The organism is Streptomyces sp. BB1-1-1, from assembly GCF_031597775.1.
Taxonomy (GTDB): Bacteria; Actinomycetota; Actinomycetes; order Streptomycetales; family Streptomycetaceae; genus Streptomyces; species Streptomyces thinghirensis.
Genome location: NZ_CP134203.1, coordinates 6,558,657 through 6,574,143 on the forward strand (window position 1 = coordinate 6,558,657; position 15,487 = coordinate 6,574,143).

Annotated in this window: 12 protein-coding genes and 2 pseudogenes; 6 read left to right on the forward strand and 8 right to left on the reverse strand. The window is 72.3% G+C overall.

All coding sequences use genetic code 11. The annotated features are described in order from the left end of the window. Window positions 1-9: 9 nt before the first annotated feature. From RI578_RS30000 to RI578_RS30025, 6 genes and pseudogenes are all read left to right on the forward strand, one after another. A pseudogene (locus RI578_RS30000) lies at window positions 10-1,050 on the forward strand (polysaccharide lyase family 1 protein); the annotation flags it as partial. Between the two features lie 63 nt (window positions 1,051-1,113). Further along, window positions 1,114-2,478 (forward strand): sugar ABC transporter substrate-binding protein, encoded by a 1,365-nt coding sequence (locus tag RI578_RS30005; protein ID WP_310873991.1) that lies wholly within the window; start codon window positions 1,114-1,116, stop codon window positions 2,476-2,478. A 100-nt stretch (window positions 2,479-2,578) separates the two neighbouring features. After that, the gene (locus RI578_RS30010; RefSeq protein ID WP_310873992.1) at window positions 2,579-3,379 is read left to right on the forward strand and encodes a rhamnogalacturonan acetylesterase; all 801 of its coding nucleotides are present in this window, start codon (window positions 2,579-2,581) and stop codon (window positions 3,377-3,379) included. Window positions 3,380-3,421: 42 nt separating this feature from the next. Beyond that, on the forward strand, window positions 3,422-4,753 hold the full coding sequence (locus RI578_RS30015; protein ID WP_310873993.1) for a polysaccharide lyase family 1 protein: 1,332 nt from the start codon (window positions 3,422-3,424) through the stop codon (window positions 4,751-4,753). A gap of 85 nt (window positions 4,754-4,838) precedes the next feature. Next, on the forward strand, window positions 4,839-5,966 hold the full coding sequence (locus tag RI578_RS30020) for a pectinesterase family protein (RefSeq protein WP_310873994.1): 1,128 nt from the start codon (window positions 4,839-4,841) through the stop codon (window positions 5,964-5,966). Continuing rightward, a complete protein-coding gene (locus RI578_RS30025; RefSeq protein ID WP_310873995.1) occupies window positions 5,950-7,092 on the forward strand; it encodes a dienelactone hydrolase family protein in 1,143 nt (380 codons plus the stop codon). The genes RI578_RS30020 and RI578_RS30025 overlap by 17 nt, the downstream gene beginning before the upstream one ends. Here the strand turns inward: RI578_RS30025 and RI578_RS30030 are convergent. The 8 genes and pseudogenes from RI578_RS30030 to RI578_RS30065 all read right to left on the reverse strand — a co-directional run. Continuing rightward, window positions 7,062-8,159, reverse strand: a pseudogene (locus RI578_RS30030) (glycoside hydrolase family 43 protein); the annotation flags it as partial. The gene RI578_RS30025 and the pseudogene RI578_RS30030 sit on opposite strands and share 31 nt — an antisense overlap. Before the next feature lie 244 nt (window positions 8,160-8,403). Beyond that, on the reverse strand, window positions 8,404-9,237 hold the full coding sequence (locus tag RI578_RS30035) for a pectate lyase (protein ID WP_310873996.1): 834 nt from the start codon (window positions 9,235-9,237) through the stop codon (window positions 8,404-8,406). 115 nt (window positions 9,238-9,352) lie between these two features. Next, a complete protein-coding gene (locus RI578_RS30040; RefSeq protein ID WP_310873997.1) occupies window positions 9,353-10,210 on the reverse strand; it encodes a hypothetical protein in 858 nt (285 codons plus the stop codon). Continuing rightward, window positions 10,207-10,773 (reverse strand): SigE family RNA polymerase sigma factor, encoded by a 567-nt coding sequence (locus RI578_RS30045; protein WP_310873998.1) that lies wholly within the window; start codon window positions 10,771-10,773, stop codon window positions 10,207-10,209. Before RI578_RS30045 ends, RI578_RS30040 begins: the two co-directional genes overlap by 4 nt. 139 nt (window positions 10,774-10,912) lie before the next feature. After that, window positions 10,913-12,367, reverse strand: a complete 1,455-nt coding sequence (locus RI578_RS30050) for a penicillin-binding transpeptidase domain-containing protein (protein WP_310873999.1) — start codon at window positions 12,365-12,367, stop codon at window positions 10,913-10,915. Window positions 12,368-12,431: 64 nt separating this feature from the next. Continuing rightward, window positions 12,432-13,094, reverse strand: a complete 663-nt coding sequence (locus RI578_RS30055; RefSeq protein WP_310874000.1) for a response regulator transcription factor — start codon at window positions 13,092-13,094, stop codon at window positions 12,432-12,434. Between the two features lie 65 nt (window positions 13,095-13,159). Beyond that, on the reverse strand, window positions 13,160-14,482 hold the full coding sequence (locus tag RI578_RS30060; RefSeq protein WP_310874001.1) for a histidine kinase: 1,323 nt from the start codon (window positions 14,480-14,482) through the stop codon (window positions 13,160-13,162). After that, on the reverse strand, window positions 14,479-15,483 hold the full coding sequence (locus RI578_RS30065) for a hypothetical protein (RefSeq protein WP_310874002.1): 1,005 nt from the start codon (window positions 15,481-15,483) through the stop codon (window positions 14,479-14,481). The genes RI578_RS30060 and RI578_RS30065 overlap by 4 nt, the downstream gene beginning before the upstream one ends. Between the last annotated feature and the right edge of the window lie 4 nt (window positions 15,484-15,487).

A 15,487-nucleotide genomic window follows, 5' to 3' on the forward strand; every position in this document is an offset into this window, starting at 1 on the left:
GGAGCCGCAATGACGCACCTCCGTAGCAAGCGCTTGCCGGGAACCGGCAGGACCCTGGCCGCCGTCCTCGGTCTGGTCGCCGCACTGGCCCTCGGGACGGCCGGCGAGGCACAGGCCGCCCCGGCCCACGAGACGGGCTCACCCCGCCTCGCCGACAGGGCGCACGGCTTCGCCTCCCTCGCCGGCGGCACGACCGGCGGCGCGGGCGGCGAGGTCGTCACCGTCACCGACCAGGCCGCGCTGGCGAAGTACGCGGCGGCCGAGGAGCCGTACGTCATCCGGGTGGCGGGCTCGATCGCCGTCGCGCCCTTCGGCTCGGACATCGTGGTCGGCTCCGACAAGACGATCATCGGCGTCGGCGACACGGGCGAGATCGTCCACGGCGAGCTGCACCTGAACCCCGGCACGCACAACGTGATCATCCGCAATCTCACCATCCGCGACAGCTACGTCGAGGGCGACTGGGACGGCAAGACCACCGACTTCGACGCGATCCAGATGGACTCCGTCCACCACGTCTGGATCGACCACAACCGCCTCACGCGCATGGGCGACGGACTGCTCGACATCCGCAAGGACAGCGAGTACATCACCGTCTCCTACAACCGGTTCGAGAACCACAACAAGGCGCTCGGCATCGGCTGGACCGACAACGTCCGCACCCAGATCACCATCGATCACAACTGGTTCGCCGGCACGAAACAGCGCAATCCGTCCGCCGACAACTGCGCCTACGCGCACCTGTACAACAACCACCTCTCCGCCCAGGTGGCCGACGGCGACCCGCTGTGGACGTACGGGAACTGGGCGCGCGGCGCGACGCGGATGGTCATCGAGAACAGCTACTACGACGGGGTCCAGCACCCCTACCAGGCGGACGCCACCGCGGAACTGGTGCAGCGCGGCTCGGTCCTGAAGGGCACGACCGGCCGGCACGACGCGTGGGGCGACGCCTTCGAACCGCGCGACTTCTACGACTACCGGCTCGACCCGGCGGCCGCCGTCCCGGCCCTGGTCGAGCGCTTCTCCGGGCCGCAGAAGCAGCTCGGTGCCCACTGACTCCCCCACACTCCGTTCACCGCTCCGTCGGATCCAGAAGAAGAGAGCCGATCAATGAAGACCAGCAATCGCAGCAGCAGAAGGACAGGCGGGCGCCGGACCTCCGCCGCCGTAGCCCTGGGGGCCGTGCTCGCGCTGACCGCCACCGCCTGCGGTGACGACGGCAGCGGAGCGGGCGGCGACAAGGGCGCCGAGGGCAGCGGCAAGGGAAAGATCGTCTTCTGGGACAACAACGGCGGTATCCGTACGGCCGTCTGGAAGGAGATCATCGCCGACTTCGAGAAGGCGAACCCGGACATCGACGTGGAGTACGTCGGGATCGCCGCCACCGAGTACCAGTCCAAGGTGGACACCGCCATCCAGGGCGGCGGCCTGCCGGACGTCGGCGGTGTCGGCGCGGCGATGCTCGCCGGGTTCTCGGCGCAGAACGCCCTGGAGCCACTGGACGACCGGCTCGCCAAGTCCTCCCTCGGCGGCAAGCTCAACAAGGACATGGTCGAGTCCCTGAAGGCCGCCGGCGGCGGCGACGGCACGCTGTTCTCGGTGCCGACCTCCGCGAACAACGGTGTCCTGTACTACCGCACCGACCTGTTCGAGAAGGCCGGTCTGGACGCGCCGACGACGTGGGACAAGTTCTACGAGGCCGCCGAGAAGCTGACCGACGAGGACAAGAACGAGTTCGGGTACACCATCCGCGGCGGCTCCGGCTCCATCGCGCAGGCGCTCGACGCGATGTACGGGCAGTCCGGCATCACCTCGTTCTGGGACGCCGGCAAGAAGAAGACCACCGTCAACGACCCGAAGAACGTCGAGGCGCTGGAGAAGTACGCGGCCCTCTACAAGAAGGCCACGCCGGCCGCCGACGTCAACAACGACTTCGCCAAGATGGTCGCCCAGTGGGACTCCGGCACGATCGGCATGCTGAACCACAACCTGGGCTCCTACCAGGACCACGTGAAGGCGCTCGGCGTCGACAAGTTCCGCGGCATTCCGCAGCCGGTCGGTGCCTCCGGCAAGCGGGTCCAGGTCTCCAACCCGGTCGACGGGCTCGGCGTCTTCAAGAGCTCCAAGAACAAGGAGGCCGCCTGGAAGTTCATCGAGTTCGCCACCTCGCCCGAGCAGAACTCGAAGTTCAACGAGTCGGCGGGGCAGGTGCCGTCGCACACGGAGGCCGCGAAGGACGCGTGGATCCAGAAGGCGGAACCGACGAAGCTGGCGGCCGAGGCGCTGAACGACGGCTCCACGACCATCGTCCAGCTGCCGTACTACCTGCCGGACTGGAACACGATCTCCAAGGCCGACAACGAGCCGAACCTCCAGAAGGTGCTGCTCGGGAAGATGAGCGCGAAGGCGTTCCTGGACACGATGGCCGAGCAGCTCAACGAGGCGCAGGCCGAGTGGAACGAGCAGATGGGCTAGCCGGTCCCGGGTCCCGCCGTGGGACGGTCCGTGGCTCGCGGGCCGCGGGCCGTCCCCGGCGGGGAACTGTCACTCCTCCCCTCTCGAAAGGCACTCCGGCGTGTCACTCACCCGAAGACAAGTCACCGCGTCCGCCGTCGCCGCTCTGCCCCTGGCGTTCGCCGCCACCGGCACCGCCGAGGCCGCCGGACACCGCCCCCGCACCCTCCACATCGCCGGCGACTCCACCGCCGCGCAGAAGTACGCCGACGCCGCGCCCGAGACCGGGTGGGGGATGGCGCTGCCCTTCTTCCTCCGCAAGGGACTCGGCGTCGCCAACCACGCCGTGAACGGGCGCAGTTCCAAGAGCTTCGTCGACGAGGGGCGGCTGGACGCCGTCCTGGACGCGATCCGGCCCGGCGACCTGCTGCTCGTCCAGTTCGCGCACAACGACGAGAAGAAGGAGGACCCCGCCCGCTACACCGAGCCCTGGACGACGTACCAGGACCACCTGCGGCTGTACGTCGACGGCGCCCGGGCCCGCGGGGCGCGGCCGGTGCTGGCCACGCCCGTCGAGCGGCGGCGGTTCGACGCGGCGGGCGACGCGCGGCCCAGCCACGGGGAGTACCCGGCGGCGATGCGGGCGCTCGCGCGACAGGAGGGCGTGGCGCTGCTCGACGTACAGGCGCTGTCGCTCGCGCTGTGGCAGCGGCTCGGCGTGGAGGGGACCAAGGCGTACTTCAACTGGACCGCCACCGAGCAGGACAACACCCACTTCAACCCGCCCGGCGCGATCGCGGTCGCCCGGCTCGTCGCGCGGGAGCTGCCGCGCGCGCGGGTCCTGGCGCGCCGGGACGTGCGCCGGCTGGACGAGGAGATCCCCGAGTCCTGGATCGACTGGCCGGCGTCGGCCACCGCGTAGCACGTAGCACACCCCGAACCACGGAAAAGGGAGAGCCGCACCATGAACACACCCGGATGGCATGGGCATGCCACGCGAAGAGCCGCCGCGCTGGTCGGCTGCACCGCCCTCGTACTGACCCTGACCGCCGCCACCGCGCAGGCCCGCCCCGGCCACCACCCCCGCGACACCGCCCGGCAGACCCTGCCGGCCAACGACGGCTGGGCCTCCCACGGCACCGGCACCACCGGCGGGGCCGCCGCCGACGCGGAGCACGTGTACACCGTCTCCACCTGGGCCGAGTTCAAGGCGGCCCTCGCCGCCGGCGGCAGCGCTCCCAGGATCATCAAGGTGAAGGGCACGATCGACGCCGTCTCCGAGGGCTGCGACGCCTTCGCCGCGCCCGGCTACGACTTCGGCGCCTACCTGGAGAAGTACTCCCCGGAGAACTGGGGCCTGGAGACCGACCTGAGCGCCGAGCCCGACGCCAGCCCCGAGGGACTCCGCCGTGCCTCCGCCGCCCAGCAGGACCGGGCGATCAAGGCGAACGTCCCCGCCGACACCACCATCATCGGCGTCGGGCGGAACGCCGGTATCAAGGGCGCCAGTCTCCAGATCAAGGGCGTCGACAACGTCATCGTCCGCAACCTGACCTTCGAGAGCCCCGTCGACTGCTTCCCGCAGTGGGACCCCACCGACGGCGACAAGGGCAACTGGAACTCCGAGTACGACAGCGCCGTCGTGTACGGCTCGACGCACGTGTGGCTGGACCACAACACCTTCACCGACGGCGAGCACCCCGACAGCGCGGCGCCCACCTACTTCGGCATGCTGTACCAGCAGCACGACGGCCAGCTCGACATCGTGCGCGGCGCCGACTACGTCACCGCCTCCTGGAACGTCTTCACCGAGCACGACAAGACGATCCTGATCGGCAACAGCGACAGCGAGTCCACCGCAGCCGGCGACCGCGGGCACCTGAAGACGACCTTCCACCACAACCTCTTCAAGGACCTCGTCGAGCGCGCGCCCCGGGTGCGCTTCGGGCAGGTCGACGTCTACAACAACCACTTCGTGGCGCGCGACGACTACGCCTACAGCTTCGGTGTCGGCAAGGAGTCCCAGCTCGTCGCCGAGCACAACGCCTTCACCCTGCCGGACGGCGTCAGCCCCGCCAAGGTGCTGAAGCGGTGGAACGACTCGCCGCTCACCGCCGCGCACAACCGCGTCAACGGCCGCTCCGCCGACCTGATCGCCGCGCACAACGCGGAGAACCCGGACACGCCGCTGCGGTCCGGCGCGGGCTGGACGCCCACCCTGCGCACCAAGGTCCTCCCGGCCTGGGCGGTCCCCCTCGTCGTCGACCACGGCGCGGGCGCCGGCCGCCTGCGCTGACGCCCCAGTACCGAGGGCCGGGGCGCCCGCACCGCCCCGGCCCTCCCGCACCCCGCCACGTACGCGCACCCGAAGGAGCACCGGCATGCACCGACCCGCCCCGTCCCGCAGAGGCTTCCTCCTGACCACCGCCGGCGCGGGCGCCGCCCTCGGCCTCGCGGCCGGCCCCGCCGTCGCCGGCACCCGGCCACGCCCGCGCCCCTTCGGCCGGTACGGCTCACCGGCCGCCCGCCGCACCCCGAAGACCCTCTACGTGGACCCGCACGGCCGCGGCGACTTCACCTCCGTCCAGGCCGCCGTGACCGCCGCCGAGGGCCCCGGCTGGACGCTGGTCCTCGCCCCCGGCACCTACCGCGAGACGGTCTCCGTCGACGCCGACCGCACCGAGGCGACCTGGCTCGGCGCCTCCGAGGACCCGCGCGACACCGTCATCGTCTTCGACAACGCGGCCGGCACCCCGAAACCCGACGGCTCCGGCACCTACGGCACCAGCGGCTCCGCCACCACCACCGTGCGGGCCGACGGCTTCACCGCCCGCCGGATCACCTTCGCCAACGACTGGCTGCGCGCCGACCACCCGGGCTTCACCGGCACCCAGGCCGTCGCCATCAAGGTCCAGGGCGACCGCTCGGCGTTCCACCACTGCCGCTTCCTCGGCCACCAGGACACCCTCTACGCCGACACCCGCGACCTCGGGCTCTTCGCCCGCCAGTACTACGCCCACTGCTACGCCGAGGGCGACGTCGACTTCGTCTTCGGCCGGGCGACGGCCGTGTACGAGGGCTGCCACTTCCGCACCCTGGTCCGCACCGACCTGACCGGCGCCCCCCACGGCTTCGTGTTCGCGCCGTCCACGGCGGGCGCCAACCCGCGCGGCTACCTCGTCACGCGCGGCCGCGTCAGCAGCGAGGCCCCCGACGGCTACTACAAACTGGCCCGCCCCTGGGTGCCCAGCTCCGACACCACCGCCCGCCCGATGCTCACCGTGCGCGAGACCCACCTCGGCGCGGGCATCGACGCGGTCGCCCCCTACGCCAACATGCGGGACGCGCACCCCTGGCAGGAGCAGCGGTTCCGGGAGTACCGCAACACCGGCCCCGGCGCCGCGGTCACCGTCCCGGAGAACCGGCCCCGGCTCACCCGCGCCGAGGCCGCGTCGCACACCCGGGAGGCGTACCTCGGCGACTGGCGGCCGTATGACCGCCGGAGGTGACCCGTCCGACGACGCCTCCGGTGTGCTGCCCGGCTTCCATCCGGCGCTCAAGGACGAACTGACCTTCCCGCTGGCCTGGGGCACCTCACCGGAACGGGACTTCGAGGCGTGGCGGCGGGCGGCCCGTGCGACGGTCGAGGAACACCTCCTCGTCGACCGGCAGGACGACACGCCGTACGCCCCGGAGTTCACCGCCCGCTCGGACGGCGACGGATACACGCGGGAACTGGTCACCCTCTCCCTCACCCGCTACGGACGGGTCCGCGGCGCCCTGCTCACCCCGCACGGCACCGGGCCCTTCCCGGCCGTCCTGCTCCTGCACGACCACGGCTCCCGCTTCGACATCGGCAAGGAGAAACTGGTCCGGCCCTGGTACGACGACTCCCGGCTCGCCGCCGCCGAGGACTGGGCGGACCGGCACTTCGGCGGGCGCTTCCTCGGTGACGAACTGGCCGGGCGCGGGTACGTGGTGCTCTGTGCGGACGCCCTGGGCTGGGGCGACCGGGAACCGCTCACCTACACCCGGCAACAGGCCCTGGCGGGCAGCCTCTTCCACCTCGGCAGTTCCCTCGCCGGGCTCCTGGCCCGCGAGGACGAGCGCGCCGCCGGCTTCCTGGCCTCCCTCGACCGCGTGGACGCCCGGCGGATCGCGACCGTCGGCTTCTCCATGGGCGGCTACCGCGCCTGGCAGACCGCCGCCCTCAGCGACTCCGTCGCCGCCGCGGTGAGCGTGTGCTGGATGACCGGGCTGAAGGAGATGATGGTGCCCGGGAACAACGCCCTGCGCGGGCAGTCGGCGTTCCACATGCTGCACCCCGGACTCGCCCGGTACCTCGACCTCCCCGACGTGGCGAGCATCGCCGCGCCCAGGCCGATGCTGTTCCTCGGCGGTGAGCGGGACCACCTGTTCACCGCCGAGGGCGTGCGCACCGCCTACGACAGGCTGCGCGCCGTCTGGCACTCCCGGGGCGCCGCCGACCGGCTGCGCACCGAGACCTGGCCGGACGTCGGCCACGCCTTCCCGCGGCGCATGCAGGACGAGGCCTTCCGATGGCTGGAGTCGGCCACCGCGACGCCGATCTGCTGTCACCGGCCGTCCACGACCGACGCGGGACCGGCCGGGTAGGCGCGCAACAGCCGGTCGTACTCCGCCTGCGTCACCGGGATCACCGTGCCGTGCCGCGGGCTCGCGGGCAGCTGGTGGTCGGCCGACGGCGTCCACTCGCCCGAGTCGAGGTCGGTGGTCTCGAAGGGGAGGTATCCCCGACCGCCGTACTCGTCGACGAACAGGTACCACTTCTCCTCGGTGTTGGACTTGAAGACCGTCGGCCCCTCGCCGCGGTCCATCGCGCCGCGCCCGATGCAGTCCGAGACGAAGTCGTACGAGGTGTCGGTCAGGGACGTCGACTTCTCGCCGGTGATGAACTTCGAGCAGGGCGAGCCGGAGGACGGGTCGCGCTCGTCCTTGGTGTAGCGGTAGTACGTGTCGTCGTGCTCGACGACCGTCGAGTCGATGACCGAGTAGCCCGGGTCGTTCCAGATCTTCGGCTCGCTGAAGGTGCGGAAGTCCTCGGTGGTCGCGTACAGCATCTTGTTGTACGTCGAACCGGTGTGGTCCGGGTCGTCGTCGGCGTAGAGCTTGGACGCCCAGAAGACGACGTACGCGTCCAGCTCGTCGTCCCAGTAGGCCTCCGGAGCCCAGGTGTTGCCCGCGTTGTCCGGGGACACCTTCGCGAGGCGCTGGTCGGTCCAGTGGACCAGGTCGGTGGACTCCCACACCATGATCGACTTGCTGCCGTGCCGCTGGACCTCGTCCCAGCTGCCGCTGCTGTTCCGGTACATCCGCAGGTCGGTGGCGATCATGTAGAACCTGTCGCCCTCGGGCGAGCGGATCACGAACGGGTCGCGCAGCCCCTTCTCGCCGATGGTGGACGTCAGCACCGGCTTCCCGGCGTTCAGCTCGCGCCAGTGCAGGGCGTCGTTGCCGCGGCTGAGGGCGTAGCGGATCTGTTCGCCGTCGGCGGTGCCCTCGCCGGTGAAGTAGGCGAAGAGGTATCCCGCGTACGTGGGGGACCCGGCGGGGCTCGCGGGCGGGCCTCCCGGGTGGGCGGCGCCCGGCGGGGCGGCGAGCAGGGCGAGGAGGAGGGCGAGGAAGGGGACCAGAAGCGTGCGACGGGCGGTGTGGCGGCGCATGACACTTCCTGTGGGAGTCTGAGGGGTTCTGTTGGATGGTGTGCCCTTGGAGTGTCACCGGTGGGAGTCGGGACGTCAACGGGACGGCAGGGGGCGGAAGTTCCGGGCCGGGCCGGGCCCCGGGAAGGGAACGCCCCCGCCGGTCGTCACCGGCGGGGGCGTTCGACGGCCGGCCGAGTGGGGGCTCGGACGGCGCGCACCGGCCCGGGGGGCGGGCCGGCGGATCAGGGATGGGCCCCGGCGGTCACTCGTAGGCGATGTCCGAGGCGGTGAAGTCGCACGTCTTGCCGTACGGGCCGACCGGGGAGAGCTTCTCGGGCTCCTTGCCGGTGTCGTTGCCCTCGAAGCGGACGCAGGTCTCGATCTTCTTCTTGCCGTCACCGTGCACGCGGATGTTCCGCAGGGCCGCCGTGTCGCCGTAGTTCTGGTTGACGCCGACGATCGACTGGCCGGGCGCGGTGATGTCCACGTCGTTGATGATGATGGTGCGCTGGTACTGCTTGCCGCAGTTGCCGCAGGAGCGGACCAGCTTGCCGAAGTTCTCGACCCGGAACTTCGAGACGACGAGCTTGCCCGCGCCGTTGAACTGGAGCACCTTGTCGTCGGCGTTCCTCGCGCCGCCGCCGTACACCTTGTAGACCGCCGAGGCCGAGGTGCCCTTGAAGCTGGCGGCGTCCTCGCCGACGTCCAGCCACCACACGTTCTGCAGGGTGCAGGAGCCCTTGCAGTGGACGCCGTCGGCGGCCGGGGTGCCGATGACGACGTTCTTCAGCGTGGCGCCGTCCGCCAGCTCGAAGACCGGGTCCTGGCCCTCGTCCTGGCTGTCGCCGCCCAGGGCGCCGGTGCCGTAGAACTTCTTCATCCCGCCGTCGTACGTCCCCTTGACGGGGATCGTCGACGAGACGGGCTTGCTGCCGGTGTCCTCGGGCCAGGACGACGCGGCACCCGCGGTGGACAGCATCGTCGTGGTGACGATCGCCGCACCGGTGAGGCCGAAGGCAGCGGTTCCGGCGATCACCGCCCGCCGCTTGGTGACCCGGCGGCGGTGGCGGACGCGCTGTTCAGCTCGTGCAGTCATGCCCATGTTCCTTGCGTGGGGAGAGGATCTTCGCGCTTCCTGGTCGCCACCGGTGAGGAAAGGGTTGCCGCGTCCTCAGAGGTTTCTCACGACTCGCCCTTCACGCCGCGGCTCTTCACGAACCCCCGTCGCGGGGTGCGAAGCCGCCCCGCACCGAGAGCCGTTCGGATCCGGCGGTGGCCGTCGCGGAGTAGCGGTCGCCGCCCGCGTCCCGGTCGCCGCGCTCGTGGTCGTACTGGCCGGCGAACATCCACTCGCCCGCCGGGACCGTTCGGCCCTGCTTGAGCGTCCACCGGTGGACGAGGAAACCGTCCCGCTCCTCGACCGTGAACGTGAAGTCCTCCTCCTGCAGCGACCGCCAGGCGCCGGTGGACGTGACCCCGCCGGTCTGCGCCACCACCAGCTCGACGGTGAGCGCGGTCAGCGGTTCACCGGTCTTCAGGGTGATGTTGCTCTGTGCCCAGAATTCGTGGCTGTGCGGGTCCACCGAGCCGTCCGACCACAGCGGGCCGTCCTCCACGGCGGAGACGGGCGGCCGGGCGGTCGCGCTCCCGGTCGCGGCCGGCGGCCGGGAGGACGCGGGGGCGTCCGGGGTCTCCGTCCCGGGCGGGGCACTCGGCGTCGGGCCGGCCGGCGGGGCGGGCGCCCGGCCGGTGGCGGCCTCCGGTGACGGCGCGGGGGTCGGCGAGGTGGCGACCGAACGCTGCGGGGGAGCGTCGTCCTTGAGCGCGGACGCGACCGCGTAGCCGCCGACCGCCAGGACGCCCGCCACCGCGGCCGTGGCACCGGCCACCCGCGCCCAGCCCAGCGACGGCGGACGCGTCGCCCCGAAGTGCCCGGGGCGGTCCCGGCCCTGGCCCGCCATGCCGCGCTCGACCCGGGCCAGGATGCGCGCCCGGTCGGGCTCGTGCGCCCCGGCCGCCTCGTGCAGCCGGGCGCGCAGTTCCTCGTCCACGTCCCCCCGCCCGGTCATCGGTTCCTCCCCGCGGCCCCACCGCTGCGCGCGATCGCCGCGTGCACCCGCTTCGGAACCGACTGCGTGCCGAGCAACCGCTGCAGTTCGGCCACCGCCTTCGACGTCTGGCTCTTCACCGTACCCACCGAGACGCCCAGGGCGAGCGCCGTGTCCTTCTCGGAGAGGTCGAACGCGTGCCGCAGCACCACGCACGCCCGCTTGCGGAACGGCAGCCGGCGCAGCGCCTCCTGGACGTCCACCACACCGGCGACGTCCGGGTCCTCCGTCCTCTCCTCGCGCTGCGACCAGAACAGGGCGACCCGTCTGCGTTCTCGGACGGCGGTGCGGACGCGGGTGCGGGCGAGGTTGGCGACGACACCGCGCGCGTACGCCACCGGACGGTCGGCCGCGCGGACCCGGTCCCAGCGGTGCCACAGGGCCAGCAGCGCGTCCGCCGCCAGGTCGTCGGCGGCGTCCGGCTCACCGGTCAGCAGGTGGGCGAGGCGGGCGAGTTCGGCGTAGTGGCGCTCGAAGAAGGCGTGGAACTCCGCGGCGGCGGCGTCGTCGACGACTGTCCCCACGGCGGACTCTCCTCGCAGCGGCTTCCCCGGCGTCGAACAGCCGTGCGCCGGGCCCGGGTCCGGAACTGTAGCAGCGTTCGACGCGCCGGCCGTGCGGTGCGTCGAACGCCGTATGGCAGACCGAACCGGCCCGGGGGAGTCAGCCCTTGAGCGCCGCCTCCATCATCGCCTTGGCCACCGGGGCCGCCAGGCCGTTGCCGCTGACCTCGGAACGGGCCGCGTCGGACTGCTCGATGATGACCGCCACGGCGACCTCCTTGTCCGACGTGTCGGACTTGGCGTACGAGGTGAACCAGGCGTACGGGGTCTTGCTGTTGTTCTCGCCGTGCTGGGCCGTGCCCGTCTTGCCGCCCACGGTCGCGCCGTAGATCTGCGCGTTCGACCCCGTGCCCTTGTCGACGACGGTCTCCATGGCCGACTGGAGCTGCTCGGCGGTGGAGGAGGAGACGATCCGCTTCGAGCCCGGGTCGGTGTGGTCCTCCAGGACGTCGCCGCCGCTGTCGGTGATCTGCGACACCATGTGCGGGGAGACCAGCTCGCCGCCGTTGGCGAGGGCCGCCGAGACCATCGCCATCTGGAGCGGGGTCGCCGTCACGTCGAACTGGCCGATGCCCGTCAGGGCCGTCGACGACCTGTTCATGTCCTTCGGGTACACGCTCGTGTAGGCGCGCACCGGCACGTCCTGCGACTCGTCGTTGAAGCCGAACTTCTCGGCCATCGCCCGCAGCTTGTCCTGGCCGAGGTCGACGGCCATCTTCGCGAAGACGTTGTTGCACGAGTACTGCAGCGCGGTGCGGATCGTGGCGTCCTCGCAGGGGGCGTTCGGGTTCTCGTTGGTCAGGTCCGTCACGGTGCCCGGCAGCGTGTACGGGTCCGGGCTGTCGGTCTTCTCGTCCACCGACCCGTACAGCCCGTCCTCCAGCGCGGCGGCCGCCACCACCAGCTTGAACGTCGAGCCCGGCGGCAGCGGCTGGCGCAGCGCGCGGTTGGTCAGCGGCTTGTCGGGGTCACTGGTGAGCTTCTCCCAGGCCTCACCGGCGGAGTTGGCGTCGGTCAGCGACGTCGGGTCGTACGACGGGGTCGACACGACCGACAGGATCCGGCCCGTCTCCGGGTCGATCGCGACGGCGGCGCCCTTGGTCTCGCCCAGCGCCTCGATCCCGGCCTTCTGCACCGCCGGGTCGATCGTCGTGACCACGTTGCCGGGCTCGGCCCGCGTGCCGGTGATCGTGTCCATCACCGTCTTCAGCCGCGGGTCGGTGCCGTTGAGCACGTCCTGGTAGATGCCCTCCAGCTGCGTCGGCGCGTACGCCTGCGAGGCGTAGCCCGTCACCGCCGCGTACAGCTTGCCCTTGTCGTACGTGCGCTTGTAGGCGAGGTCACCGCCTTCCGTCGGCGCCGAGCCGGTGATCGACCGGCCGGCCACGATGATGTTCCCGAGCGGCTCCGCGTACGTCTCGATCGCGTTCCGCCGGTTTTCCTTGTCGTCCGCGAGTGCCTCGGCCTTGTAGAACTGCACCCAGGTCGCCCTGATCAGCAGAGCGAACACCAGGAGCAGCGTGAAGACCGAGGCGCGCCTGATCGTCTTGTTCATCCCGCTGAGAGGACGAACGGGCGGGAGCGAATCGTTCCGTCCGCCCCGATTTCTCATCTTCCGTTCATGAAACGGGCTTGGTGAACCCCGCCTCGTACGCCTGGATCACCGCCTGGGTGCGGTCCCGCGTGCCGGTCTTCGCGAGCACCGACGCGACGTGGGTCTTCACCGTGGCGGGCCCCACCCGCATGCGCTCGGCGATCTCCGCGTTGGTCAGCCCGGTCGCCATCAGGCGCAGCACCTCGCCCTCGCGTTCCGTGAGCCGTGCCACCCAGGCCGGCGGGGCGGGGTTCGCGCGCGCGTGCTCGGCGGCCAGCGTCCGTACCGCCGCCGGGAACAGCAGCGTGTCGCTGTGCGCCACCAGCCGTACGGACTGGACGAGGGTGTCGGCGTCGGCGCGCTTGAGCAGGAAGCCGGCGGCCCCGGCGCGCAGCGCGTCGTAGACGTAGGAGTCGTTCTCGAAGGTGGTCACGACCACGATGCGGGGCGGTGCGTCGAGCGTGGCGAGGATCTGCTCGGTGGCGCGGATGCCGTCGACCTCGGGCATGCGGACGTCCATGAGGACCACGTCCGGCCGGGTCTCCCGTACGACGGAGACGGCCTCGGCCCCGGTGGCCGCCTCTCCGGCGACCTCCATGTCCGGCTCGGCGGAGAGGATGGCGCGCAGGGCGCCGCGGACCATGCGCTCGTCGTCGGCGAGGACGATCCGGATCGGCGGGCGGGTCACACGGTCTCCTTCGGGCGGGTCACGCGGTGTCTTTCGGGCGGGTCGCGCGGTGTCTTCCTGGCGGGTCACGCGGTGTCTGTCGAGTAAGTCTCACGGTCTCGTCCGGGCGGGGTCGTACGGTTCCCTTCGGTTCCCTTCAGCGGCAGTCGTACGTGGAGCCGCCACGTCCCCTCGACGTCGCCCGCCTCCGCCGCGCCGCCCAGCAGGCGGGCCCGGTCGGCGATGCCGCGCAGGCCGTGGCCGCCACCGGGGCGGCGCGACGTGTCCGCCGTCCCGCCGGCCTCGCCGAGGGGATTCTCGACGGTGATCCGCAGGTGATCGTCCAGCACGTCGACGCGCAGCGCCACGGCGGCCTGCCCGCCCGTGTGCCTGAGCGCGTTGCTCAGCCCCTCCTGCACGATGCGGTACGCCTCGCGGGAGACCAGCGGCGGCAGCGCCTCCGGGTCGGTGGTGACGGTGGCCGTCACCCGCAGTCCGCCCGCGCGGGTGCGGCGCAGCAGGCCGTCGAGGTCGGCGGCGAGCGTCGGCGCCGGCGCGGTGCCGGGCGCGTCGCCGTCCCGTAGGACGCCCAGCACGGCGTCGAGTTCGCCGACCGTGCGGCGCGTGGTGTCCTCGATCGCGGCGAGCGCCTCGCGGGCGAACTCCGGGTCGGTGTCCAGGAGCCGGCGGGCCGCGCTCGCCTGGAGGGTGACCGCGCTCAGGGCGTGGCCGACGGAGTCGTGCAGCTCGCGCGCGAGCCGGTTGCGGACGGCGAGGTCGGCGGCGCGTGCCTCGGCCGCCGCGACCCGGTCCTCCGGGGACGGGCCGAGCAGCGCGGGCGCCCAACGGGCCAGCAGCGCGCCGCACCCGGCGGCGCATCCGGCGAGCGCGACCAGCATCGCGGCGCCCGCGACCGGCGCGAGCGCGAGCGCCCAGGTGTGGTGGAGGACGCCCGGCAGGCCCGCCCGCTCGTCGCGCAGGGCCGGCACGAAGGGCAGCGCGATCAGCGCGGCCGCGAACGGCGGCACCGCGAGCGACATCCCCGCGATGATCCCGCCGGTCCCCAGGTGCAGCGTGAACCAGGTCGCCGTGCGCCCCTTCTCGCCCTTCGTGCGGGCGGGCCCGTAGGCGAGCCGGTCGGCCTCCACCCCGCACAGCCACCGCACGACCCCGGACTCCAGAGGGCGGGTCAGCGGGAACAGCGAGGTGACGGCGGCGAGCGGCAACCCGAAGGCGAACGAGGCCAGTTGCAGGGAGAGCGACCGGAAGACGTCCGCGTCCCCGGCGAGCGGGCCGACGACGACCGAGCCGACGAGGACGTACGGCATGGCGAGCGCGCCACCGAGGATCAGGTGGATCCACCGCAGGCGGGCCCGCCGGCCGAACAGGAGCCGGGCGAGAGCGGTCACGGCAGCGTGCGGGACGTGGCCGACCGCCGGGCGAGGAAGTGGGCGCCGACTGAGGCGAGGAGAAGACCGACGGTCATCTGCCCAGCGTAGGCGAGCATCATCAGCTGTGCCGGGCGGTCGGCGGGATCATCGACCGGCAGCAGCGCGGCGAACAGCACCCAGCCGCCCCAGCAGGCCGCGGCACCGGACCCGACCCAGGCGGCGGCCAGCGGCACCGTCACCGGCAGCACGCGGGCGCGGTGGAAGGCGAGCAGCAGCGTGCCGCCGACGGCCGCGAGGAGGAAGGCGACGTGCATGCCCTCCAGCACCCGGAAGTCGCTGGTGCGGTCCCCGGCCCCGAGCCCCGCCGTGCCGCCGCACGCCCAGTACAGCCGGACGGCGAGCGGGAACGACGCGAGGACCGCCGTGGCGAGGGCGAGGGCCTTGTACGGCGTCCTGACGACGCCGACCGGCAGTTCCCACACCCGCCCGCGCCACAGGCGCCCCCAGCGGTCCCGTGCGTAGAGCACGAACAGTGTCCCGAGGGCGAGTCCCTGCACGATGAACCCGGTGTACACGATGCCGAACACCCATGCGTCGAGGAAGGGTTCACGCCCCGGTCCGGACTCGGTGGCGGTGTCACCGCCGAGCGCCCGCGTCAGGAGCTGCAGCGGGAACCCCGCCATGATCGGCGCGAGCAGCCCCGCGGCGACCCACACCGGGAACGCCAGCGGCCACGCCGGCACCCGCAGACCCCACGGCCGGGTCAGCATCAGCGCCAGCACGATCACACAGCTGTCCAGCAGCAGGGTGAGCCCGTTGGCCGCGATCATGGTGGCCCGGTGGTCCAGCAGGACGCTGCCTTCCGGGATCCCGGCCCGACTCCCCGCGATCCAGGCGACCTTGAGCCCGACGTACGGCAGGCAGGCGAGGACGGCGACCGCCCGCAGCAGCCGGCGGGTCCGGGTGGCGCCGGGGTGTGCGGCGGCCGGGGAGGGGGCGGAGGCGAGCGTCTGCGTCATGCCT